This is a genomic window from Mesorhizobium sp. WSM4904 (assembly GCF_029674545.1).
Lineage (GTDB): Bacteria > Pseudomonadota > Alphaproteobacteria > Rhizobiales > Rhizobiaceae > Mesorhizobium.
Genome location: NZ_CP121354.1, coordinates 3,170,532 through 3,194,114 on the forward strand (window position 1 = coordinate 3,170,532; position 23,583 = coordinate 3,194,114).

The following is a 23,583-nucleotide window of genomic DNA, read 5'->3' on the forward strand; positions in this document are numbered from 1 at the left end:
AATGCCAAGCCTGCACATTCTATCACCGGATCTGGAACCCGTGCGCGAGTGGATCGCGGTCGTCCACGAATATGGAGTTGTGACCGATGATCCGGGCCCAGCCTCCGACGCTCGGCCTGATGCCCTTGAAGGGGCCGATGTAGACCTCTGCTTCGACACGACCCTCGAAGACGGTGCCGATCAGGCTTTCCTGGCGAAAGGCATCGCCGACCTTCAGGCGGCCCTTGCCATGAAGCTGCGCCATACGAGCCGATGTCCCCGTGCCGCCCGGCGAACGGTCGATCGCCTTGTCGCCGTAAAACACCGCGCCACGGCCATCGGCATCGCCTGAAGGTTTGTCGCACCAGATGGCGTGGTGCACTCCGCGTATCCGCTCGTCCTCGGGATGGACCGGATCGCAGACGGGCGCCAGCGCGTCGCGGAGACGCCGGCTGAGGTCAACGATGTCGCTGGCCGACATGCCGTTCAGACCTGGCCAGTTCTCCTGCGGCTCGACGACCGCGTAGAAATTGCCGCCATAGGCGATATCGACGACGAGCCGGCCGAGGCCGGGAATGTCGACGCCGACATCGGCCGTATGCAAGTAGCTGGCGACATTGAACATGCGCACGCTTTCGACGAATTCGCCGGGCTTCTTGTACTCGATGTCGACTTTTCCCGCCGGGGTCTCGATCGATAGCCTGCCTGGTATGCGCGGCGTGACGAGCCCTTCCTCGAGCGCCGCGGTCACCAGGCCGATCGTGCCGGCACCGCACATCGGCAGGCAGCCGCTGACTTCGATGAAGATAACGGCGAAATCGCAATCCTCGCGATAGGCAGGATAGATGATGGCGCCCGACATGATGTCGTGCCCGCGCGGCTCGAACATCAAGGCCTGCCTGATCCAGTCATGGTTGCGCACGAACAGTTCGCGTCGTTCGGCGATCGGGACATGCGGCAGCAACGGACCGCCCCCGGCAACGAGCCGAACCGGATTGCCGCAAGTATGGGCGTCGATGCAAAAGAAGCTGCGGCGCATGATCTCTCCCTTCAGGCAGACTTTGCTGCGCCGGGTGCGCGGCTGCGCTGCAGCGCGCCCCGCGACAGCCGGTCGAGGAAGATGGCGATCGCGACGATCGAGAGCCCGGCTCTGAGGCCGAGCCCCATCTCCATGCGGGTCAGCCCGCGGGTCACCTCCGCGCCGAGTCCTCCCGCGCCGACGAGGCCCGCCAGAACGACCATCGCCAATGACAAGAGAATGCACTGATTGAGGCCGACCAGCAGCGTCGGCGTCGCCGAAGGAATCTCGATCTTGAATAGGATAGAGCGTGGCGAGGCACCCGTAGCGCGCCCGAGCTCCAGAAGGTCCTTCGGTACCTGGTTGAAGGCGAGCGTCGTCAGGCGCAGCATCGGCGGAATGCCGTAGACGATCGTGGCAATGATCGCCGGGACGCGGCCAAGGCTGAAGATCATGACGGCGGGGATGAGATAGACCCATGGCGGCACCGTCTGCATGATGTCGAGCACAGGCCGGATGGCGGCCTCGAACTTTTTGTAGCGCGAGGCCAGGATGCCGAGCGGAAAGGCGACCGCCACAGAGATGATCACCGCCACCGTCACCAGCGCCAATGTCTGCATCGACGCGGCCCAGAAGCCGGCGACCAGGCAGAAGAGGAGTGCGATGGCCGTCACGATGGCGACCCGGATGCCGACGAGAAAGAAGGCAAGCGCGACGGCCACGACGATCGTCAAATAGGCAGGTGGATAGAGCAGTGCGGCTTCGATGGCGCTGAGCACTGCCTCGATGAATTTGGCCACGGCGTCGAAAATCGGATGAAAGTTGGTGTTCAGCCAATCCACGGCGGGCGCGAGATAAGCCCCTGGCGAAAAGCTGGGAAGACTGAAATTCATCTTGTGCCTCCCTTGGCGCGGCGAGCCGCGCTCTGCGTGAGCCTGTCGAGCACCATGGTCAGGATGACGATGGCGATGGCAGCGTTGATCGAGGTGGCAATGTCGAGCGTGCGCACGGCCGAATAGATCGTCTCTCCGAGACCGCCCGAGCCGACGATGCCGGCGATGACGACCATGCCGAACGCCATCATCAGGCTCTGGTTGATCCCGGCCATCACGCTGGGGACAGCGAAGGGAAGCCTGATCTTGACGAACATCTGCCACGGGGTCAGGCCTGTTGCGTGCCCCAGTTCGACGAATTCGCGCGGCGTCATCCGGATGCCCAGCGCGGTCAGCCGGATGGCCGGCGGCATGGCGACGATGAAGGTGGCGACCAGCGCGGTCGCGGGGCCGTAGCCCAGCAGCGCGATCGCCGGGAGAAGGTAGATGTAGGGCGGCAGCGTCTGGATCAGGTCGAGTATCGGCTCCAGGAAGCGGTCGAACGCCCTGACGAAGCCCGCCACGATGCCGATGGGAATGCCGAACAGCAGCGCCAGTATGGTGGCGGTGATCACCAAGGCCAAGGTGCTCATCGTCTCGGGCCATAGCCCCATGATCGTGCAGAAGATCAGGGCGACCCCGGCGAGGACGCCGGCGACGGCGTTGATCAGCCGCCATGCCAGCAGCGCCGCGACGATCGCGATCACATAGAATGGCGCGAGTTGCAGGAGCCAGAGGATACCGTTGTAGGTTCCTTCAAGCACTGCCCTCAGGGTTTCGAACAGCCAGTCGCCATTGTCGCTGATCCAGCCGAGAGCCGTGTCCGTCCAGCTGTCGAACGTGTCGGTGATGGTCGAGATGTCCATGATGCTCCTCCCGAGAGCTACGCCGCGACGAGCTCTCCCACAGGCTTTCCGGCGACTCCGCGCAGCAAGCCGCGGATGGTGACGACGCCGACGACTGTCCCGTCCTCGACCACCGCCACAGCGTCGCGATCGGACTGGGTGGTGAGGTCGATCAGCGCGCCGATGTCGGCTTCGGGCGAAGTCTGGAGAAGGGCATTCACGTCGCAGTGCGGCTGCGCGCTTTTGAATTCGCTGACGGGCATCATCACGGTATGCGCCTTGACCAGGTGAATCCGGGAAATGCCTGCTACGAAATCGGAGACGTAGTCGTCCGCGGGCTTTGTTACGATATCCTCGGCCGTCCCGATCTGGACGATAACGCCGTCCTTCATGATGGCGATGCGGTCGCCGATGCGAATGGCTTCCTCGAGATCGTGGGTGATGAAGACCGCGGATTTGCCGAGAGACTTCGTCAACTGCCGGAATTCGTCCTGCAACTGGCGGCGGATGAGCGGGTCGAGCGCGCTGAAGGGCTCATCCATGAGGATGATCTCGGGGTCGGCCGCCAGCGCACGGGCAAGGCCGACGCGCTGCTGCATGCCGCCGGAGAGCTCCGAGGGATAACGCGTCGTCCAGTCGGCAAGCCCGACCTTTTCGAGCGCCGCGCGGGCGATCTTGTTGCGCTCCTCCTTCGCAATGCCGCGCACTTCCAGGCCGAAGCCGGCGTTTTCGAGAACCGTGCGGTGGGGCAGCAGCGCGACGCTCTGGAACACCATGCCGATGTTGCGGGCGCGCATGTCGCGCAGCTCGGCCGCATTCAGCTTTGCAATCTCTTTTCCTTTCACCGTGATCTTGCCGAGGCTCGGCTCGATCAGGCGGTTAAGCAGCCGGATCAGCGTCGACTTTCCGCTTCCCGAGAGGCCCATGATGCAGAAGATCTCGCCGCGGCGGACCTGGAGCGAGGCGTCGGCGACACCGACCACGCAGTTGAATTCCTGGAGCACCTGCTTCTTGGACAGCCCGCGATCCGAGATGGCCTTGACGGCGGCGGCCGCACGGCTCCCGAAAACTTTCCACACGGATTGGCAGTCGACCAGAATTTCATTGGGGGCATTCACGGCAGTGTTCATTGCTTTCCCCATCGGGCACCAACTGGCCATCTTGTTTGCAGGCGGGCAGCCAGGTTGGCCGCCCGCCATCGACTGGCTCACTCGCTCTTGATGTTTTCCCAGCGCTTCAGGAGATCGGCATGGGCGTCGGTCCAGTCCTTGACGGCTTCTTCCATCTTCTTGCCGTCACTGACCTCGCCGTTGATCGCTGTGATGTCGGCGAGCGGGACATAGACGCTGGCGATGACCTCGCGAGCATGCGGATGGTCGGCCGAGAAGCCCTTCTTGGCGATCCAGTAATAGCTCTGCGGCGGCGGGAAGACGCCCTTGGGATCCTTAAGGAACTTCACCGGATATTTCTGCATCATCCAGGACGGCTCCCAGATGGTGACGGCGATCCATTCCTTGCGATCGACGGCCGATTTCAGGGCGGCAGTCATGGCGGCCGTGCTGCCTTCGACGAGCTGCAGCTTGAGGCCATATTCCTTGACCGCCTTGGCGGCGTCGCGCATCAGCCCCGAACCCGGCTCGATGCCGACGATCTTGCCGCCGAACTTGTCGGCGTTGTCGTTGAGCTGATCCGTCGAATCGATGGTCACGTAGTTCGGCACCGCGATCGCCTGATAGAGGCCGTGCGAGACCGGGGAGACCTTCTCAAGGCGCTTCTTGTTCTTGTCCCAGTAGTCCTGGGCGACATAGTCCGTCTGCGAGGCGAGCAGCTGAATGTCGCCCTTAGTCAGCGCGGCGTAGGCGATGCCCCATTCGGAGAAGTCGACGACCTTGACGGTGTAGCCGGCGTCTTCGAGCACCTTCTTGGTGATGCCGGTGATGGGAGTGAGATCCTCCCACGACATCGTGCCTACGGTGATGGTCTTTTCCTCCGCTTGGGCCGACAGCATGGTCATACCGACCATCGCGGCAGCGCAGAGCGCTTTCCACAAAGTCCTCATTTGTTTGCTCCTGCTTTTCTCATTTCATTCCCCTGAAGACCTCTGCGGTCGCTCAGTCTTCACATTGCGCGGCCAGGGCTCATCCCTCGCGGCCAGCACGCAATTCCTGCCAACGGATCACCGCGTTGACGCCAAGCCACGCGAACGGCTCGGGAGGAAGCCGCGCGGGTCGAGGTTGATCCGAGTATCTGTCGAGCATTGCCGAGCGGGTGCCCGTCGCGAGGTCCGCGGCCATGACGCCGGCAAGCGTACTTTTGACGGTGCCAAGGCCGTTCTCGCAGCACGCCGAATAGAGGCCTTCCTCGATCTCGCCGAAGGCGGGCACGTGGTTGCGGCTGAGGCAAAGCCTCCCGGCCCAGACATATTCAAACGGCACGTCCGCGAGGTCCGGGAACCTGGCATTGAGCGACGCCCGTTGCTCGGAAGCGATCCGGCCCAGCCGCTTTTCGCTGACCCGGACGGGCCAGTCATAGGTGAACCGGGTGCGGATCACGATTCGCGAGATGCCGTCGCTGCTTATCTTCCTGACAGTGGCGCCCATCGGGTCGGCGGGAAGCAACGCCCATCTGTCCTTTCCCGTCGCCTTCGCGGTGAAGGGGGCAGTCATCGACGCATAGGTGAAGATGTGCATCAGGCGGCCGCGGAAGTAGCCGAAATCGTCGATATGCCCGTTGACGCCAAGGATTACTTTTGGCGCGATGACGCTTCCGGTGCGCGACACCGCTGTCCAGGCCCCTGCAGCCCGGGTGAGCTTGAGCACCGGCGAGTGCTCGAACATGTCGACCTTCGATGCGAGCCCCGCCGCGAGCCCGCGGATATACTCGGCGGGCTGGATCATCACGGCGCCGGGCGTGTAGAGGCCGCCGAGGTAGTATGACGATCCGGTGATCTCCCGCATCTCGTCCGCACCCAGCAAGCGATGCTCTTCTCCGATTGCCTTGAGCGATCGGCTGTAATTGGCATTGAGCGTCATGCCGTGCTCGGTCGCCGCGGCGTTGATCTTGCCTGAGGGGTCGAAGGTGCGCGCGGACATGCCGTATTCCGCCGCCGCCTCGGCGGCAAAGGCGATCGCGAAACGGTTCTGGGCGATCTCCGCCTTTGTTTCGGCTTCGCCGGCGACCGAATATTCGCCCGAAGACAGATTGTGCGGGGTGTCGATCATGTAGCCGGAGTTCCGGCCTGCCGGGCCCTTGGCGATCTCGCCGGCTTCCAGCAGGACGATTCTGTCGCCGGGCCGAAGCTGGGCCAGCCGCCGCGCCGCGGAAAGGCCGGCGAAGCCGCCGCCGACGATCAGCCAGTCCGCCTTGATATCGCCGTCGAGCGTGCGGACGGGGAAACAGCGCCTGCTGATCGCCTCCCAGCCCGAGACACCGGATTCAGCCGGAAGCCGCTTGACGACGAGATCGCTCACCGGACGGTCTCGTCGACGGAACGGTCGGAAAGATCAATCCAGATCGTCTTCAGCTCGCAGTAGTTGTCATGCGCGAAGACCGACTTGTCGCGCCCGCCGAAGCCGGATTCCTTGTAGCCGCCGAACGGCGTGGTCGCGTCGCCTTCGCCGAAGCAGTTGACGGTGACGACGCCCGCCCGGATCTCGCGCGAGAGCTTGATCGCCTTGCGCAGGCTCCCTGTGTAGACGGATGCGGTCAGGCCGTAGTTCGTGTCGTTGGCAAGCGCGATCGCCTCGGCCAGCGAATTGAACGTTGTCACCGAAAGGATCGGCCCAAAGATCTCCTCCTGGAAGAGGGGGCTCGCAGGCGTGACCCCGTCGACGACGGTCGGCTCGATGTAGGCGCCCTTATGCGTGCCGCCGCCATGGGCGAGCGAAAGCTTTTCGGTCTTCACGTCGGCGAGGAAGGATTTCACCTTCTCGAAATGGTTCTTGCTGACCAGCGCGCCGATGCGGTTTTCGGGATCGAGCGGATCGCCGGTCTTCCATTCGCGCATATATGCGCCGATCCGCTGCAGCAGTTCGTCCTTGATCTTGGCGTCGACGATGAGTCGCGAGGTGGCTGAGCAGTTCTCGCCCATGTTCCAGAACGCGCCGTTGACCACCTGCTCGGCGACGAGGTCGAGGTCCTCGGCATCGTCGAGAACCACCGCCGGGTTCTTGCCGCCGCATTCCAGCACCACGCGCTTGAGGTTGGAGTCGGCCGCATAGCGCAGGAACCGGCGGCCGGTCGGCGTCGATCCGGTGAACGCCACCATGTCGACGCCCATATGCATGCCGATCGGCTCGCCGACATCCTTGCCGCCGCCGGGCACAACATTGAAGACGCCCGCAGGGATGCCCGCCTCGTGGGCGAGCTCGGCGACACGCAGCGTGGTCAGCGTCGTCTCCTGCGCGGGCTTCACGATCACCGAGCATCCCGCGGCCAGCGCTGGTCCGATTTTCCAGGCCAGCATCAGGAGCGGAAAGTTCCACGGCAGGACGCAGCCCACGACGCCGACTGGCTCGCGCACGACCATCGTCAGCGCCTTCGACCCGACAGGCGCGGTGTTGTCGTAGAGCTTGTCGATGAGCTCGGCATGCCAGCGGATGGTGTGGATCGTGTCCGGCACGTCGACGGTCTGGCATTCGCGGACCGGCTTGCCGCTGTCGAGGCTCTCCATGACCGCCAGTTCGTGGCGGTTGCGCTCCAGCAGCTTCGCGAACTTTAGAAGAACGGCCTTGCGCTCGCCGGGCGCGAGATGCTGCCAGCGGCCGTCGTCGAAGGCTTCACGGGCCTTGTCCACGGCAAAATCGACGTCGCTGGCATCGCAGGCCGCGATCTCGGCAAGCACCTCGCCGGTCGCCGGATTCGTCGTCCTGAAGGTCTTGCCGGATTTCGCCGGGCGGAAGGCTCCGTCGATGAAGGCATTGGTCGGGAATTGAATCTCGGCGGCGAGCGCCTTGTATTCGGCGGCGGTCAAAGGTTCATGCATTGGTTTGCTCCCGACGTGATCTGGGCGACCGTGCGCTTCAGCGTGGCGACGACAGTCTGCAGGGTCCGCTTTTCTTCGGAATTCAGAGGCCGCAGCGGCGTGCGCACGCCGCCTGTCTTGAGGCCGGCCAGCTCGCATCCATGCTTGATCGACTGGACGAACTTTCCGCATTCGAGGAAGTCCATCAGCGGCAGCATTGCCGTCATGATGGCGCGGCCCTTGTCGAAGTTCTTTTCGAGCACGCAGGCTTCGTAGAGCGCGACATGCTCGCGCGGCAGGAAGTTCGAGCCGGCGCAGACCCAGCTCCTGGCCCCCCAGGCGAAGAATTCGAGCGCCTGGTCGTCCCAGCCGCAGGACAGCGCGATGTGCGGGAACTTGCGGGCAAGCCGATGCAGGTTGCCCATGTCGCCGGAGCTTTCCTTGATGGCGACGACGTTCCGGGACTTCCCGATGCGGGAGAAATATTCCTCGCCCATCATGACGCCCATGCGGGCGGGGTAGTTGTAGAGCATGATCGGCAGGTTGGCCGCGCGGTCGACAGTCAGCGCATGAACCGCATTCTCCCGCTCGGTCGGCAGCGCGTATGGCGGCGACGAGACGAGGATCGCGTCGGCGCCGATCTCCTTCGCCGCCTTGGCGTACTCGACGGAGTCTTCGGTCCTGATGGCGCCGGTGCCGATGATGAGGGGGAGGCGGGTGCCGATCACCTGCTTGGCGTAAGCGCCGAGATCGAAGCGCTCCTGCGCGCTCTGGGCGTAATATTCGCCGGTAGAGCCGCCGACGATGATGCCGTGCACCTTGGCTTCGATGAGTGACTCAAGAACGTCGGCGAAAGCGGCGTTGTCGATCTGCCCGTCCGGGCCAAGCGGCGTCACCGCCGGCGTATAGATGCCCTCGAACTTCAAGACAGTTCTCCGTCCCTGGGGTGGCCGTTTCGACCAAAGCGTCGTTCGGCCAAAGGGGAGCTGTCTGCGAACTCTCCAGTGAGAGTCCCCAGCGCCGAAACCGGTCGATCGCATTTGATGGCGCGGAAGATTGCACGCCGTCGAAGCGGAGTCAACAGATTGTATTATATACGTACACAAAATTTATACGGACAGAACACAATGCTGCCGAAGGCTGTCGAAGCGTCCTCCGGAGCCACAAGTGCGACAGCTGCCCAGTTGCCGCGGAAGCCCCCGAGGCAGACAGAAAGCCGCGCGCGCCACCGAGTGGAGTCATACATCAGAGTTGAGAGGAGGCGTGCCTTTCGGAGCGAGGCGTGCTTTATGCACCTTTACGGATGCTGAAACGGCTCCGCACGCAGAGTTGGAAGGATGTCGATCCGAAGGGTGAAAGCGCCGTCAGTTGTCCCCAACCAAGGCGTCCGCCTTCATTCCCTGGGGCGCGATGAACATTTCCATGTTTTCGCGCGACAGTTCCCAGTGCTCAAACACCAGATCGACGACGGCGTCCTCGTCATGACCGCCAATAGCAGCGATGAAACCATCATGGTGTTCCACCGCTTTTTTGAGGCGCTTGCGCATGTCTTCATTGCGCGGGCGGAAGAAGGTATGGCCGATGCGGGCATGGTCGATCAGCAGGCGGCCGAGGCTGGGCTGCAGATAGACGTTGCCGGACATCTCGCCGATGATCTCGTGGAACCTGTTGTTCTCGACCACCATGGAAAGCGCGTCGCCCGACTTGCTCGCCGCGCGGAAACGCTCCTGCGTGTCCTTCAGGTCCGACATCTGTGAAGGCTTGAAATTCTGCACCGCCAGCCGGCCGATCGCAGCGTAGACCATCGGGGCGACCAGGAAGAATTGCCTGAGCGTCGAGTGGTTCATCGGGACGACTCTGGCCCCCCGGTTCGCCCGAATTTCGATGTAGCCTTCGCCCTCCAGCCGGCGGAAGATTTCCCTGACCGGGGTGCGCGACAGGCCGTAGCGCTCACTCAGCGCCACTTCGTCCAGATCCTCGTCGGGATCGAGTTCCATGGTCAGGATGCGACGCTTCAGATCGTCGTAGAGACTGCCCTTGCTTCCCTTCATCGAGCACCTTCGGAATCATCTCTGCCAATCGATACTATTTGGCACGGCTGGAAGAATCGCACGCACGCGAATGCGAGTCAACGGATTGTATTTTCTTGGTACACAATATATAGCTGATGGATCGGTGCTCGCCCGTAGGAGAGACAAAAAAGACAATTCCGTCTGGATGAGCTTCGGATAGCACGACGGACAGTCCCGGAAAAAAATGGCCAAGAAGTTTGCGTTTCTCCTGGTTCGCGATTTCACCCTGTCGCCGCTTTCGCTCTTCATTGACACGCTTCGCCTGGCGGGCGATGAGGGCGACCGCAGCCGCAGAGTGGAGTTCGACTGGCAGATCGTCGGCGAGCGCGGCCTGCCGATCCGGGCGAGCTGCGGCGTCGAGTTGCTGCCGACCAAGGCGATCGGCAATCCGGAGGATTTCGACAACGTCGTGGTGGTCGGCGGCCTGCTCGACATCAACCGCGGCTTGAGTTCGGAAAAGGAAGCCTTCCTTCTGCGGGCCGCCGAAAAGGGCGTGCCCATAACCGCGCTGTGCACGGGAAGCTTCGTGCTGGCCCGCTACGGCTTGCTGGACGGCTACAGCGCCGCCGTCAGCTGGTTCCACATCAAGGATTTCCGGGTCCAGTTCCCAGACGTGAACGCGCATGCCGATAGTTTGTTTTCCGTCGACCGCGGCCGTGCGACATGCGCCGGCGGCACGGGCGCGGCCGATCTCGCTGGCTATTTCGTGTCGCAATTCATCGGCCAGAAGGCGGCGGAGAAGGCCGCCAAGATCCTGGTGCTCGACCGGATCCGCAACATCAGGGACGTGCAGCCCGTGGGCGACCTGTTTCCCGAAGCCGCGAGCCGCGCGGTGAAGCGGGCCTTGCTCTTGATGGAAAGCAATCTGCAGGAGAAGGTGTCGGTTACAGAGATCGCAAGCCGCCTCAATTGCTCGCGGCGCCAGCTCGAGCGTCTTTTCGCGACCGAACTCGGCACCAGTCCGATGGCCGCCTACCTGGCGCTCAGGGTGCACTACGCGAAATCGCTGCTGGAAGGCAGCGATCTGCAGATAGGTGACATCGCCTACCGATGCGGCTTCGAAAACGCCGGCCATTTCAGCCGGGTCTTCCGCCAGCACACCGGCATCACGCCGACCCATCTCAGGCATCCGAACCGATCGGTCCGAATTCCTGCCGAGGCATGACTTCAAGCCATCCTGCTGGAGAATGCGCGATCTGCAAAATCACTACGTCTGTTGGTCGGCGCAGCACTGGATAGATCCGACGCTTCTAACCGTTCCCCGCCGATAGCGGATATTCCGCTACTGGCCCTCCTTCTCGTTGAGTAGAAACCGGACGGCAACGCGCCTCAATACGGACGCGAAGCCGACGTCGAGCCCGCTCAAAGCTGCCTCCGGCCAAGGTAGGCGGAAAGTCGGTTATCCGCCTGATATCGAGACTGTAGGGAAGGTTCGATTTGGATCATGCCTCCAGCCAGACTCGCTCAGCCACGCGATGGTCGCTGAGCAGGAAATTCGGGTTCGCCACGAAACCTTTCACTTCTTGACGCGCGGCGTCGATCCAGCTGGCGAAGGCCGGTATGATCGTAGGGCAGTCGTCGTGGATCATCCGCTGCAAGTCGAAATAGACTTCGCGGCGCTTGGCCGGATCTGCCAGCGAACGTGACTCTGCGAGCTTGCGATCGAAGCTGTCGTTCTTCCAGTGCGTCTCGTTCCAGGGCGCGCCTGAGGCGTACACGGAGGAGAACATCATGCTGGCTGAGGGGCGGCCGGCCCAGAAGGATGCTACCCAGGGCTTCTTCATCCACACATCGCTCCAATAGCCGTCGTCTGGTTCGCGCTTGACTGTGATGGCGATGCCGGCGGCCTTGGCCGATTGCGCGAACAGCTCGGCCGTGTTGACGGCCTGCTCGAACGCCGCCGGGGCGGCGTGCAGCTCCAGCGCGAGATCGCTCTTGCCGGCCTTTTTCAGATGGAAGCGGGCCTTGTCCGGATCGTAGGTACGCTGCGCGATGTTGGGGTTGAAGCTCGGATCGCTGGCGGCGATCGGATGGTCGTTGCCGACGTGTCCGTAGCCCGCCATCAGCAGCTTCACCATTTGCTCACGGTCAATGGCGTGCTTCAGCGCCAGCACGACGTCAGGATTGTTGAAGGGTTCCTTGGTGGCGTCCATCGGCAATGAGAAATGCTGCTTGCCTTCCGTGACCACCAGATACGCGCGCGGATCTTTCTTGAGCAGCGGAGCGATCTTGTAGTCGATGCCGTTGATGATGTGTACCGAGCCGCCTTGCAGCGCCGAGACGCGAGCCGTTGCGTCGTTGATCACCACCGTTTCGACCGTGTCCACGTGGCCGCGATCACCGCGCCAGTAGACCTCATTGCGTGTTGCTGTGGCGCGAACGCCGGGCTGGAAGGCGGTGAGCTTGAACGGGCCGGTGCCGACCGCTTTCGACCAGTCGACGAACCCTGCTGGGACTATAGCGAAATGCAGGTCCGACAGCACATAGTCCATGTCAGGATTGGGCGACTTGAGCAGGATCTCGACCTGCGACGGCGAGGCGGCCCGCACCTCCGCGACGTCGGCGACCAGCCCCTTGGCTTTTGACTTGGTCTTATCGCTGATATGCAGCCCGAGCGAATATTTGACGTCCTCTGCATCGAGTGTCTTGCCGTTGTGGAATTGCACCCCGGGCCTGAGGTTGAGGATCCATCGCTTGTTGCCGTCGCTGGCTTCCCAGCTTGCCGCGAGCTCCGGCGCCGGCTTGCCGTCGTCGCCAATCTCGACCAGCGTGTTGTAGACCTGCCGCGAGACATTGATGGAAAAGGTGCCGATCAGCTGCGTCGGGTCCAGCGTGTCGGCGGAGCTGCCGCCGTTGAGACCGAGGCGCAGCGCACCGCCTTTCCGCGGCGTCTGGGCAAGGCCGTGGCGAGGAAACGCCGCTGTGGCCAAGGCAGCCGCAGTGGCTGTCTTGATGAAGCTGCGGCGGTTCATGCTGTCCAGGCTTGAGAAAACGATTTTGTCGTTCATGTCATTCCCCATTGGTTTCAGTAGGCGCCGAGGACTTCGTTGGCTATCAGCGGCTGCGGCGGCAGCCGCCGGTCGAGAACGGCGTTCAGCGCGCGCGCCTGCTCGCTGAACGCTTTCTCGGGAAACAGATTCCAATGCTCCCAGGGATCACGACGGAGGTCGAAGAGCTCGCCCCATGCGGGTTGGTTTGGATAGCGTGTGAAGCGCCATTCCCGGGAGATGACCGACTGGTTGTAGAGGCACGCATCACGGCGGGGGTGGTATTCGGTGAACAGGAAGTCGCGGACGTCGCTTATCCGCCCTTCTAGCAGCGGTTTCAGGTCGATGCCGTCGGTCGCCGGCGTCGGCAGGCCGAGCAGCGATGCGAGCGTTGCGAACAGGTCGAGATGACTGGTGAGGGCATCGATGTTGGTGCCTGGATGAATGCCCGGACCACACAGCACTAGCGGCACCTGCAGCAGTTGGCGATAGGGTGGCGGTCCCTTGCGCAGCAGCCCATGGTCGCCGAGCAGCTCGCCGTGATCGGCGGTGAACAGGACGTAGGTGCTCTCCAATATGCCGGCGCCGGCCAGCGCCTCCAACAGCCTGCCGACGGCGTCGTCGATCATCTGGATCATGCCGTGCGTATGGGCGATCGCGGTGGACAGCGTCTCATCGGAGATGGCGTCGGTGCGCAGCAGGAAGCCTTGCTCGCGCGGCTGCTCGCCGCTGGCGACATAGGGCTCTTTCGTTGGGTCGTCGCCCTCGCGGAGATAGGCCGGCATCCGCTCCAGTTCGCCCGCGCGGATCGTCGGCTTTGGCATTCTTTCCGGCCGGAACAGGTCGCAATAGGGCCGGGGAGGGGCGAAAGGGTGGTGTGGATCGGGAAACGACACGAACATGCCGAGAGGCTCCCGCCGCTTGCTCTGGCGCTCGATGAAGTCGACGGCCCGGTCTGCGATCCAATTCGTGTAGTGCAGTTCGGCCGGCACCGCGCTCTTCCAGACCTCCCGCAGGTCCTCGGCTCGGCTTCCGCCCCCGGCCTCCGGCTCGTAGAGGTCGACCACCTCGGGATGGTTGCGCCTGAGCCAGGCCGCGTAGTGTCCCGCGCGCGTTGATTCATTCGCTTCCCCCATCACGAGGTCGACGCTATCAAAGCCGAAATAGGGGCCGCGCCAGCCTTCGCGGCCGGGTCTTTCCCAATAGGCGAGCGATTCCGGCATGGCGCGCTCGGCGGGCGCAAGCAACGGCTGGAAGTGGAGTTTGCCGACGCCCTTCGTGGCGTAGCCCGCTTGCGAGAGCGCCTTCCAGATATTGGGCAGCCGCTCGTCGAGCGCCACGCCGTTGCGCCACAGACCATGATGGCGCGGATAGAGCCCCGTCGCCATGGTTGCGCGGCTTGGCGAGCAAATCTGGTTGGGAGTGAAGTGCCGGTGGAACGTCGCACCGCGCGCCGCGATGTGGTCGATATTGATCGTGCGGGCGATGCGATTGCCGGTGATCGACAGGGCGTCGTAGCGCATCTGATCGGCGCAGATGAAGATGAGATTGGCTGGCTTCAAGACCGTTCTACCCGTTCATGCCACAGGTACAGCTACGGCCCGAAGTGGAGCGAAATCAAAGATCAAGATTTTCGGCCGGTATGTGCTAGTTCTATACCAGGAGGCAGAAATGCGTTTTTCCGGGCTTAGCGTTCGCCAGTTGGAGGCCTTCGAGGCCATGATGGTTGCCGGCTCGGTGTCGGCCGCGGCGATGGCGCTCAACGTCTCGCAGCCGAGCGTCAGCCGGCTATTGCAGGAGCTGGAGATCGACACGGGGCTCAGCCTGTTCGACCGATCGCGTGGCCGGCTGGCGCCGACTGAACAGGGCCTGCTGTTCTATGGCGAGGTCAGCAAGACTTTTCACGGCGCACGCAACCTAATCATGGCGGCTCAGGAAATCCGCGAATTGAAACGCGGCGTCGTGCGTATCGGCACGCTAGCGGCGATGTCGTTCAACATCGTGCCGGCCGCGATCCAGCGACTTCGAACGCAATTTCCGGAAGCGCGAACCACAATCGCGGTTCGAAGCTCGACAGAAATAGTGTCCTCAGTCGCTTCGCGTCTGACCGACATCGGCGTGGTAGACGCCGGCGTCTCGTTTCTTGACGCGAAATGCATAGCTATGTTCGAGAGCAACAGCGTCTGCGTGATGGACGAGAACCACGCGCTTGCTGATCACGACCGGGTTCGGCTGAAGGACTTTTCCCGCCATCCGTTTGTGTCGCTGGGCGAACTCTATTTCCGGCGCAGCCACGACGGCGCGAAGCTCCTTGAAGTGACCGCCGCCAACACCGTGGCCGATATTTTCCAGTCCTTTCTTGCCTGCGCGCTGGTCAGGGGCAGTCCCTCGCTTGCGGTTGTCGATCCGTTCACCGCAAGCTTCTATTCCGAATTCGGGCTGATATTGAAACCGATTGATTTCAACATTCCGTTTCGCACCGCGATCATCGCCAACGACCGCTCGGCAACGGGGGTGGCGGCTGGCAAGGTCATCGAAGCGCTGACGGAACTGATGGTCGTAAGTGATCAGGGCTGGCTGCTGCCGTCACAAGGCGCAAGCTGACCTATCCGGAAATGCGAGCTTCGGGTAACGGCATCGATTCTCGGGTCTATCCAAGCGCCGCCAGCTTGGGTTGACTTGATAGCAGCTTCTACGAAACTCACTCCGTCCCGTCCGGTGGCCAGCCGGCCTCCTCCGACGGCAGCTAGCTACGGATCGCTTCTCCAGAACCAGACCGTCCGGAATCGGCCCCAAACCGGTCGCGCTAACGCCCTTAGTCAACATGTATTCATGGCCCTTTTGGAGGATAGGAAAGAGCCACCGACTGCATTGAAAACTACTCCTCTTCCTGATCCCTAGGTTCGCCCGACCATACGAGATTATACGAAGGATATCGGTTGGCTAACCATCCTGTAAGCCATTGATTTTCTTTGGCAGTCTCACACCCTCCGGGCCCACCATGACCATTGATTGCATTTGTCGGTTCCAAAAAATAGCGATTTGGATCCAAAAAATAGCGAGTTGGGTTCCAAAAAAAGCGAACCTAGTCAGCACGTATTGGTTTCCCGTAAGCTATTGGTTTCAATTTTGTTTTCGTATTTTGGTTGAACGTAACACGGCTGAGTTGCTCCCTATGGCCGAATGCTTTGCCCCTGCGTGGCAACCGCGAGATCGTTCCCTCGTCTTCGGCCAGTGCTATCCAATGCTTCTGTATATATCCAACTATTCGGTCGTCTGATCGTCTGGCTACGGCCTGTTCCGTATCATTCTGGCGCAGTGTCCAACATTGGAGAAGAAGAATGAAACTCATCGCACTTGCTGCCGCCTCTCTTGCTGTTTCTGCCGGAACCGCTCTTGCCGGCAGCGACCACTACGGGTCAGAAAAGGCGACTTCTGCCGACAAGTTGCATACCTCCTCGGTCGAAATGATCGACGGACATGCCAAGCATGACGCCGGTCAAACGGTACGAAAGCCAGTCGCGCCTAACGACAAATACGGACAGGGTATTTGGGGACGCTAGAGCAAAAATAGCAATGAGCCACTCGGTCTTTCTTCGGATCGAGCGGCCTTTATGCCGATATCCGACTTGATCGAGGCCCCGCGCGCTTGCCGCACTCGATAATCTGGGCGGTCCTCGAGAAGAACAGAGTGGCCACCGATTCTGCTCGTGAAAGCTCGCAAGAGGTCTAATCGGTGTCGCTCCTGTCGTATGATCGAGCGCACGGCTCAAGGCGGCGGGCTAGTGGCATTGAGGATTGGAAGCATTTGTTGAGGCTTTGATCATGAGCTGGTGGATCGCCCCTCCTCTCTACATGGCTCTGGTGGGCGTCGCCGGAATTGTCGTCTGGTACGTCATTCCGCAGCGTCTCTCCAACACAAGGCTGATCGTTCAGATTGCGTTCTTCCTTACGATGTCGGTTCTCCTTCTGGACGGAGCCGTCGTCCCGTACGAGTTAACTCGGAGTAGTGAGACAACCGCCCGAGCGATACTCTTCGGGGTGGCGAAAGCGTTGTGGTGGCTTCATCTCGCATGGGCGCTGATCGGTTTCGTCCGCATCTTTCTCGTCTTCGAGGGCAAGCCACGCGAGGCGCGGCTCTTGCAGGATCTCGTCGTCGGCATCGTCTATGTTGGAATGCTGCTGTCGGTCCTTGCTTTCGTCTTTGGCGTGCCGGTCGGCACCCTCATCGCCACCTCAGGTGTCTTTGCCATCATCCTGGGACTGGCCCTGCAGAATACGCTAAGCGACGTGTTTTCAGGCGTCGCACTAAACCTCGGCCGCCCCTTCGTGCTTGGGGACTGGATCGTCTTGAGTGATGGCACCGAAGGCCGCGTCGTAGAAACCAGCTGGAGATCGACCCAGGTGCTCACCTGGACCCACAACGTCGTTGCACTTCCGAATAGCTTTCTGGCCAAGCTTGGGTTGACCAATATGAGCAGACCAGACGAGAGTCACGGAATCGCCTTCAGCATAAGAATCGCGCCCACCAAAATGCCGGCAATCGTGGTGGACGTGATGCGTACAGCCTTGCTGAGCTGCAACTCCATCTTGAAAGAACCGGCGCCCTTGGTGGTCATTCGGGATTTGAACGCCGTGGCGATCGAGATCGATCTGGTTGTTCATGTCGAGAATCTCGGCCGACGAATCGCAGCGCGGAATGAAGTCTTCGATCTCGTCTACCGCCACGCCAAGTCCACCGGCCTGCTGCTTGCGGCGCCTCCCTCGTCGATCGCCGTGAGCAACCTGCCGACTGAAGAGACCGCGAGGCCACCAAGCGTCACCCCGATTGACCTTATAAGAGCCATACCGATTTTTTCGGCGCTGACGGACGACGAGCAGGAGGCCCTTGCCGCGACGACCTCGGTTCGTACCTACCGAAAGGGCGACATCATCGCACGACAGGGAGAGATTCTGCCGTCGCTCATGATCGTTCGAGCAGGCATCATCGCCCGGCAACTGGGCGAGGACGATGTCCGCATGCAGGAAATCGGTCGTCTCGCGCCCGGCGACTTCTTAGGCGAGACAGGTCTGCTGGCCGGCATCGGCGAGACCTCGACATTGCGAGCGTTGACCCATGTCGTGGTCTACGAAATTGACCAGACAAGCTTCGCTCCTTTGCTGCTCGCCCGGCCCGAAATGGCCGAAGACCTCGCGGCGGTGCTCGCAACCGGCCTATCAACTTCAGGCGAAAGCGGCGCTCCGGAGCAGCAGCACACGCGCTCGAGATCCGCGCTGATCAAGGCCATTCGGACGGTCTTTCGCGACATTCCGCTCGGACGCCTTTTGGACACCGGGACGCAGCCCTCGCAAGAGCGGAGGAAGCGATGACCATCCCACGGGGCGAAACACCGAGTTCAGGATAGGAAGAATTGCTTCCTACGGATGCGGCTACGGAACTTTATGCGTGGCGCGCGCTACTCGGCGAAGGTCAAAATCATAGCGACATTGAGAGGATCTGCCTCATGGTGCGTTCGCAGCCGCCTACTACAGGCTGAGGACGGGCGGGTTGTTCTCATTTCTCACGCAGGATGCTGTTGCGTATTTCCGTGGCCCTCGCGTCAAATTTGCAAGCGCTCAGCTTCACAAGGCAGGTCGATCGGTTCGCCCGGCGTCGAGTTCCGACGGTGCTGCCGGCACTCGCAGGATCACGGTTGTACCGGCCCCCAGGACGCTCTCGATCTCGACGCTTCCGCCGTGCTCCGCGGCGAAATGCTTCACCATCGGCAAGCCGACACCACCCAGGCCCTTGCCCTTCGTGGTGAAAAATGGCTCGAAGGCGCGGGCGACGGTCTGCTGCGTCATTCCGATACCCCTATCGACGATGCGAAGCTCGATAAGAGTGGGACGGCCTTGAACGACGGTGGCGTCGATTAAGATCAAACCGCCGCCTGGCATTGCGTCACGCGCGTTGAATACAAGATTCAGGACCGCATTCTGCAGGCCCAAGCGATCGCATTTCGCGCGAGGCAGGCCGGATCCGACACGAAGCTCAAGCTGGATATGCGGCTCGCAAGAACACCGGATGAGGGCCTCGACCTCGATCAGGCAAGCACCTACGTTGGTTTCCTCGATCTCGGGATGGCTCTCTTGAGCCCTGCTTATCGTCTCCCGGACAAGCGCGCCGGCTTGCAGCAAGGCCGTCCTGGCGCTGCCGATCACGGGCTCAAGCGCTGGAGCAACCGAGGCGCCAGGTTCCCGTGCGATGCGGTTTAGCGCGGATAACGCGATCTGGATAAGATTGCCCAGATCGTGAACGGTGCCAGCTGTCGGCGGCTTCGTGTGCAGGCTGTGCCGAGCGGCTTCGGCGGATGAGTCACGGGCATACTCGCCCGCTGGGTCGGCTTTTGGCTCTGCGCTTAGCATCTTGGCCTCTTCTGTTCGGCAACGGCCTCTGTCTCCGGGGACGCTATTTCGACGAGCCTTTGCCATCGATTGGATCGAGGGAGAGGGCCGACCATACCGCGGTATATGTCTTGCTGCGGATCTCGTTGGACCAAGCCCGTTCGATCGGTGCCAGGGCTTTATTGAGTTGGTCGTCCGCTTGTCCGATTCTCGGCCGACATGCTGGCTGCCTAGCCCGTACTGTCCGCTCCGCCCCTCCAAGTTTATCCGTATCGTCTGACCGATCGATGCCTCCATACGCTGCCCATTGCCTCTCGTCGGCTAGAGCTCCGAGTTGTCGAGTGCACCAACCCTATACTTTCGCATCGGAAGACCGATGCCCCCGTAGAATAGTTCAGCGCACAGGCTCGGAGCATTCTTCGCTGCAACTGGTAACGCCCGGTCGCAAAGGAGAAGGAAGTGCTAAGGACTACGAGAATTTTGATGCTCGCCACGGCGTTTGCCGTTTCGGGTGAGGCCATGGCCCAACCCGCGGGCCGGCAGGTCAAGCCGACAATCGTGCTGGTGCATGGCGCCTTCGCCGAGTCGTCGAGCTGGAACGCGGTGATCGCCGACCTCAACAAGGACGGCTACACGGCCATCGCTGCGGCCAATCCTCTTCGCAGCGTCGCGGGCGATGCAGCCGCGGTTTCGGCAGTCGTCCGCTCGATCTCAGGACCGGTCGTGCTGGTCGGCCATTCATATGGCGGGCCCGTCATCACCGAGGCAGCCAATGGAAAGAACAATGTGAAGGCGCTGGTCTATGTGGCCGGGTTTGCGCCGGAGACCGGCGAGTCCAGCCTCACGCTTTCGGCAAAATTCCCCGGCAGCACGCTGGGCGACGCGCTTCTGCCGGTGACGCAGCCCGACGGCGGCCAGGATCTCTATATCCGGTCGGAAAAGTTCCACGAGCAGTTCGCTGCCGACGTACCGTCGACCGAGGCCAGCCTGATGGCGGCGACCCAGCGTCCCGTCGCCAAAGCCGCTCTGGCGGAGCCATCGGGTGTCGCCTCATGGAAGACGATCCCCTCGTACGCGATCTATGGCTCAGCCGATCGAAATATCCCGCCTGCGGTCATGAAGTTCATGGCGGAACGTGCGCATGCCGTGAAAACCGTGGTCGTCGAGGGCGCTTCCCACGCCGTGATGGTCTCGCATCCCAACGAGGTCGCAGCGCTCATCGAGGAAGCTGCCTCAGCCCGGTGAAGAGCCGGCTACCCGCTACGGCCGGCATTCCGTTCCGCAACGCAATTCAGCATGCAAGACAGGAGATTGGATATGAAAATCGTCATCATAGGCGGCACAGGACTCATCGGTTCGAAGACCGTCGAGAGGCTGCGCAAGAAGGGTCATGAAGTGCTCGCAGCTTCACCGAACAGCGGCGTCAACACCGTCACGGGCGAGGGCCTGGCGGAAGCTCTCGCCGGAGCGCACGTCGTCATCGATCTCGCAAATTCGCCTTCGTTTGAGGACAAGGCCGTTCTGGAATTCTTCGAGACCTCAGGCCGGAACCTCCTCGCAGCAGGCAAGGCGGCCGGCGTCAAACATCACATCGCGCTCTCGATCGTGGGCGCCGAGCGCCTGCCCGATAGCGGCTACCTGCGCGCCAAGATGGTGCAGGAAAAGCTGATCCGGGAGTCTGGAATTCCCTACACCATCGTTCATTCGACGCAATTCTTCGAATTCCTGGGCGGCATCGCCCAGTCGGCAACGGTCGGCGATACCGTAACCCTTCCGTCCGCCTACTTTCAGCCGATCGCGTCGGACGACGTGGCCGACGCCATGACGGACGTAGCGCTTTCGGCCCCGATCAACGGCATCATCGAGATCGCCGGGCCTGAGCCGATCCGCATGAGCGAACTCGTCGCGCGGTTCCTGAAGGCGACCAACGATCCGCGCAAGGTGATCGGGGACCCCCACGCGCGCTATTTCGGCACGGAACTGGACGACAGCTCGCTGGTCCCCGGCGATCATCCACGCATCGGAGCGATCCGTTTCGAGGACTGGTTCACCCACGCCCCGCTCGCACGACGCTGATCCACCGCGGTCGCGCATCGCCAATCACGCGCAGTCTACCTTCAACGCGAAAAGAGCGAACCGATGAAAGACGACTTTTCCTCCTCCGCCGCAGCATCACGCCGGGACATCTTGTTAGGCGCACTGGCCGCCACCGCAGCGACCGGCCTCTCCATAGCTGCGCCCGCGCGAGCAGAGCGTGCGAAAGATATTTCCTCTCTCAGACCAGACAAAGGACCAAGGACAATGAGCACCGTTACCACCAAGGACGGCACTGAGATCTATTACAAGGACTGGGGTACGAAGGATGCCCAACCGATCGTCTTCCACCACGGCTGGCCGCTTAGCGCCGACGACTGGGACGCGCAGATGCTCTTCTTCGTCGGCCAGGGATATCGCACCATCGCCCATGACCGGCGCGGGCACGGCCGCTCCGCACAGGTGAGCGACGGTCACGACATGGATCACTATGCCGCCGACGCGGCGGCGGTGATCGAGCACCTCGGCTTGAGGAACGCCATTCATATCGGTCACTCGACCGGCGGCGGGGAAGCGGCCCGCTACGTCGCCCGCCATGGCAAGGGGCGCAGCGCGAAACTCGTCCTCATCGGCGCCGTGCCGCCGATCATGGTAAAGACGCCGGCAAATCCAGGCGGCCTTCCAGTCGAGGTGTTCGACGGGTTGCGCAGGTCGCTCGCCGACAACAGGGCACAATTCTACATCGATTTCCCGTCAGGGCCCTTCTACGGTTTCAACCGGCCAGGCGCGAAAGCGATCCCGGGCGTCATCCAGAACTGGTGGCGGCAGGGCATGATGGGCAGCGCCAAGGCGCACTACGACGGCATCAAGGCCTTCTCGGAAACTGATTTCACCGACGACCTCAGGATCATCGACGTGCCAACTCTCGTCATGCACGGCACGGATGATCAAATCGTGCCGTTCGCGGATTCGGCGCCTTTGTCGGCAAAGCTCCTGAAGTACGGTACGCTCAAGGCCTACGAGAACCTGCCGCACGGCATGTGCACGACCCATGCCGAACTGGTGAACAACGACCTTCTCGCTTTCCTCAAGTCATAGGCTCCCGCTGTACCGCCAGCTAGAGCCTGCCGCCGGCCGTCCTCCCCCCTCCGGCCGGCGGCTCCCAATCAAACCAAACCGCGACTGGAGCCAGACAATGATCAAGACCATCCTCTGCTGCGCAGCAACCGTAACGATTCTCGCAAACGGGGCACTTGCCCACGATACGATCGGCGAGAACGTCAAGCTCGTCTACGACCATCCGCTCCCCAACGTGCCGGGCAAGAGCATGCGCGCCGTGTTGGTCGAATATGCACCTGGCGGCACCTCCTCGGCACATACTCACCCGAAATCCGCCTTCATTTATGCGACCGTTCTCGAAGGCGCGATCCGCAGCAAGGTCAATGATGGGGCGGTCACGACCTATCACGCCGGCCAGAGCTTTTCCGAGTTTCCGGGCGACCGTCACGGCGTCAGCGAGAACGCCAGCGCGACTGAGCCTGCCAAGCTGCTTGCCGTGTTCGTCGTCGACACCGCCGAGAAGGAACTGACCACACCCTACGGCGAATGAAAGCCAAGGAGCAAAGCCATGTCCGCATTTGACAACAAGGTCGTCATCGTCACGGGTGGAAGCTCGGGCATCGGGCGCGCTGCGGCCATTGGCTTCGCCAGGCAAGGCGCAAAGGTGATGGTAACCGGCCGCCGCGCGACGCCGCTGAAGCAGACGGTCGCCGAGCACCCGAACATTGTCAGCCTGGTCGCCGACGCCGCGGAGCCCGAAGATGCTCCGCGCACCATCGCCAGGGCAATCGACACATGGGGTCGCCTCGACGTGCTGGTGAACAACGCCGGCGCCGGTGCTCTTCTGTCCCTGCGTGATGCTGCCGCTGAGCGGGTCGCGAACATATTTGCCGTGAATGTCTTCGGCCCCAGCCTGCTGGCGGCGGCAGCACTTCCGCATCTGGCGGCGACGAAAGGAGCGATCATCAACATATCGAGCACGTTCGGTCATCGGCCCGCGGCTGGCCTCTCCCACTATGCCGCCAGCAAGGCGGCGCTGGAGCACCTGACTCGCTGTTGGGCGCTCGAGCTCGCGCCCAAGGGCGTACGCGTCAACGCCGTCGCCGCCGGCCCGACCGAATCCGGCGCGCTGACGGGCATGATGGGGCTCTCCCCGGAGCATGCTGCCGTCATCGAGGAAGCGGAGCGCGAGCAGATACCGCTCAGACGACGCGGCAGCCCGGATGACGTGGCCAAGTGGATTCTGCATCTCGCCGATCCGGCGTCCGAATGGGTGACCGGGCAGGTCGTCGCCGTCGACGGAGGTCTGGGTCTCACATGATCGCGGACAATGAACTTCTGCCCCGGCTGCACGAAATCCGCTGAGGAGA

The 23,583-nt window shown here is 62.1% G+C and carries 21 protein-coding genes; 9 read left to right on the forward strand and 12 right to left on the reverse strand.

Translation table 11 applies throughout. The features are described 5' to 3' along the window. Window positions 1–22: 22 nt before the first annotated feature. The 9 genes from QAZ47_RS15205 to QAZ47_RS15245 all read right to left on the reverse strand — a co-directional run bounded on the left by QAZ47_RS15205 (window position 23) and on the right by QAZ47_RS15245 (window position 9,728). Complete coding sequence (locus tag QAZ47_RS15205; RefSeq protein ID WP_278233635.1) at window positions 23–1,018, reverse strand: 4-hydroxyproline epimerase; 996 nt, start codon at window positions 1,016–1,018, stop codon at window positions 23–25. A gap of 11 nt (window positions 1,019–1,029) precedes the next feature. Next, the gene (locus QAZ47_RS15210; protein ID WP_278233636.1) at window positions 1,030–1,890 is read right to left on the reverse strand and encodes an ABC transporter permease subunit; all 861 of its coding nucleotides are present in this window, start codon (window positions 1,888–1,890) and stop codon (window positions 1,030–1,032) included. Then, window positions 1,887–2,735 (reverse strand): ABC transporter permease subunit, encoded by an 849-nt coding sequence (locus QAZ47_RS15215; protein ID WP_278233637.1) that lies wholly within the window; start codon window positions 2,733–2,735, stop codon window positions 1,887–1,889. Before QAZ47_RS15215 ends, QAZ47_RS15210 begins: the two co-directional genes overlap by 4 nt. Window positions 2,736–2,752: 17 nt before the next feature. After that, a complete protein-coding gene (locus tag QAZ47_RS15220) occupies window positions 2,753–3,844 on the reverse strand; it encodes a glycine betaine/L-proline ABC transporter ATP-binding protein (protein WP_278233638.1) in 1,092 nt (363 codons plus the stop codon). A gap of 77 nt (window positions 3,845–3,921) precedes the next feature. Next, the gene (locus QAZ47_RS15225) at window positions 3,922–4,773 is read right to left on the reverse strand and encodes a glycine betaine ABC transporter substrate-binding protein (RefSeq protein ID WP_278233639.1); all 852 of its coding nucleotides are present in this window, start codon (window positions 4,771–4,773) and stop codon (window positions 3,922–3,924) included. A gap of 79 nt (window positions 4,774–4,852) precedes the next feature. Further along, window positions 4,853–6,184, reverse strand: a complete 1,332-nt coding sequence (locus tag QAZ47_RS15230) for an FAD-binding oxidoreductase (protein ID WP_278233640.1) — start codon at window positions 6,182–6,184, stop codon at window positions 4,853–4,855. Then, a complete protein-coding gene (locus QAZ47_RS15235; RefSeq protein ID WP_278233641.1) occupies window positions 6,181–7,698 on the reverse strand; it encodes an aldehyde dehydrogenase in 1,518 nt (505 codons plus the stop codon). Before QAZ47_RS15235 ends, QAZ47_RS15230 begins: the two co-directional genes overlap by 4 nt. Then, window positions 7,683–8,603: a dihydrodipicolinate synthase family protein gene (locus QAZ47_RS15240; protein ID WP_278233642.1), complete on the reverse strand. Its 921-nt coding sequence runs from the start codon at window positions 8,601–8,603 to the stop codon at window positions 7,683–7,685. The genes QAZ47_RS15235 and QAZ47_RS15240 overlap by 16 nt, the downstream gene beginning before the upstream one ends. A 438-nt stretch (window positions 8,604–9,041) precedes the next feature. After that, complete coding sequence (locus QAZ47_RS15245; protein WP_278233643.1) at window positions 9,042–9,728, reverse strand: GntR family transcriptional regulator; 687 nt, start codon at window positions 9,726–9,728, stop codon at window positions 9,042–9,044. Window positions 9,729–9,933: 205 nt separating this feature from the next. Between QAZ47_RS15245 and QAZ47_RS15250 the strand changes: the two genes are divergently transcribed. Beyond that, a complete protein-coding gene (locus QAZ47_RS15250) occupies window positions 9,934–10,914 on the forward strand; it encodes a GlxA family transcriptional regulator (protein WP_278233644.1) in 981 nt (326 codons plus the stop codon). A 277-nt stretch (window positions 10,915–11,191) separates the two neighbouring features. Here the strand turns inward: QAZ47_RS15250 and QAZ47_RS15255 are convergent, their stop codons facing one another. Both QAZ47_RS15255 and QAZ47_RS15260 read right to left on the reverse strand, forming a co-directional pair. Next, window positions 11,192–12,757 carry an ABC transporter substrate-binding protein gene (locus QAZ47_RS15255; RefSeq protein WP_278233645.1) on the reverse strand — a complete coding sequence of 522 codons (1,566 nt, stop codon included), beginning with the start codon at window positions 12,755–12,757 and terminating at the stop codon, window positions 11,192–11,194. Window positions 12,758–12,774: 17 nt separating this feature from the next. Continuing rightward, window positions 12,775–14,298 carry a sulfatase-like hydrolase/transferase gene (locus QAZ47_RS15260; RefSeq protein ID WP_278233646.1) on the reverse strand — a complete coding sequence of 508 codons (1,524 nt, stop codon included), beginning with the start codon at window positions 14,296–14,298 and terminating at the stop codon, window positions 12,775–12,777. On the opposite strand from QAZ47_RS15260, the gene QAZ47_RS15265 reads away from it, so the two are divergent. The 3 genes from QAZ47_RS15265 to QAZ47_RS15275 all read left to right on the forward strand — a co-directional run bounded on the left by QAZ47_RS15265 (window position 14,285) and on the right by QAZ47_RS15275 (window position 18,106). Continuing rightward, complete coding sequence (locus tag QAZ47_RS15265; RefSeq protein WP_278233647.1) at window positions 14,285–15,340, forward strand: LysR substrate-binding domain-containing protein; 1,056 nt, start codon at window positions 14,285–14,287, stop codon at window positions 15,338–15,340. The two genes, QAZ47_RS15260 and QAZ47_RS15265, sit on opposite strands and share 14 nt — an antisense overlap. Before the next feature lie 737 nt (window positions 15,341–16,077). Then, complete coding sequence (locus tag QAZ47_RS15270; RefSeq protein ID WP_278207581.1) at window positions 16,078–16,299, forward strand: DUF680 domain-containing protein; 222 nt, start codon at window positions 16,078–16,080, stop codon at window positions 16,297–16,299. 262 nt (window positions 16,300–16,561) lie between these two features. Further along, a complete protein-coding gene (locus QAZ47_RS15275; protein ID WP_278233648.1) occupies window positions 16,562–18,106 on the forward strand; it encodes a cyclic nucleotide-binding domain-containing protein in 1,545 nt (514 codons plus the stop codon). 252 nt (window positions 18,107–18,358) lie between these two features. On the opposite strand, the gene QAZ47_RS15280 is transcribed toward QAZ47_RS15275, so the two are convergent. Continuing rightward, window positions 18,359–19,141: an ATP-binding protein gene (locus tag QAZ47_RS15280; protein ID WP_278233649.1), complete on the reverse strand. Its 783-nt coding sequence runs from the start codon at window positions 19,139–19,141 to the stop codon at window positions 18,359–18,361. A 462-nt stretch (window positions 19,142–19,603) separates the two neighbouring features. Between QAZ47_RS15280 and QAZ47_RS15285 the strand changes: the two genes are divergently transcribed. The 5 genes from QAZ47_RS15285 (at window position 19,604) to QAZ47_RS15305 (ending at window position 23,534) form a co-directional block, all read left to right on the forward strand. Continuing rightward, on the forward strand, window positions 19,604–20,365 hold the full coding sequence (locus QAZ47_RS15285; RefSeq protein ID WP_278233650.1) for an alpha/beta hydrolase: 762 nt from the start codon (window positions 19,604–19,606) through the stop codon (window positions 20,363–20,365). 72 nt (window positions 20,366–20,437) lie between these two features. Continuing rightward, on the forward strand, window positions 20,438–21,196 hold the full coding sequence (locus QAZ47_RS15290) for an SDR family oxidoreductase (RefSeq protein ID WP_278233651.1): 759 nt from the start codon (window positions 20,438–20,440) through the stop codon (window positions 21,194–21,196). 63 nt (window positions 21,197–21,259) lie between these two features. Next, entirely contained in the window at window positions 21,260–22,252 is a 993-nt protein-coding gene (locus QAZ47_RS15295) for an alpha/beta hydrolase (RefSeq protein WP_278233652.1), read from the forward strand. 97 nt (window positions 22,253–22,349) lie between these two features. After that, window positions 22,350–22,763, forward strand: a complete 414-nt coding sequence (locus QAZ47_RS15300) for a cupin domain-containing protein (RefSeq protein WP_278233653.1) — start codon at window positions 22,350–22,352, stop codon at window positions 22,761–22,763. 18 nt (window positions 22,764–22,781) lie between these two features. Beyond that, the gene (locus tag QAZ47_RS15305) at window positions 22,782–23,534 is read left to right on the forward strand and encodes an SDR family oxidoreductase (RefSeq protein WP_278233654.1); all 753 of its coding nucleotides are present in this window, start codon (window positions 22,782–22,784) and stop codon (window positions 23,532–23,534) included. The last annotated feature ends 49 nt before the right edge of the window (window positions 23,535–23,583 follow it).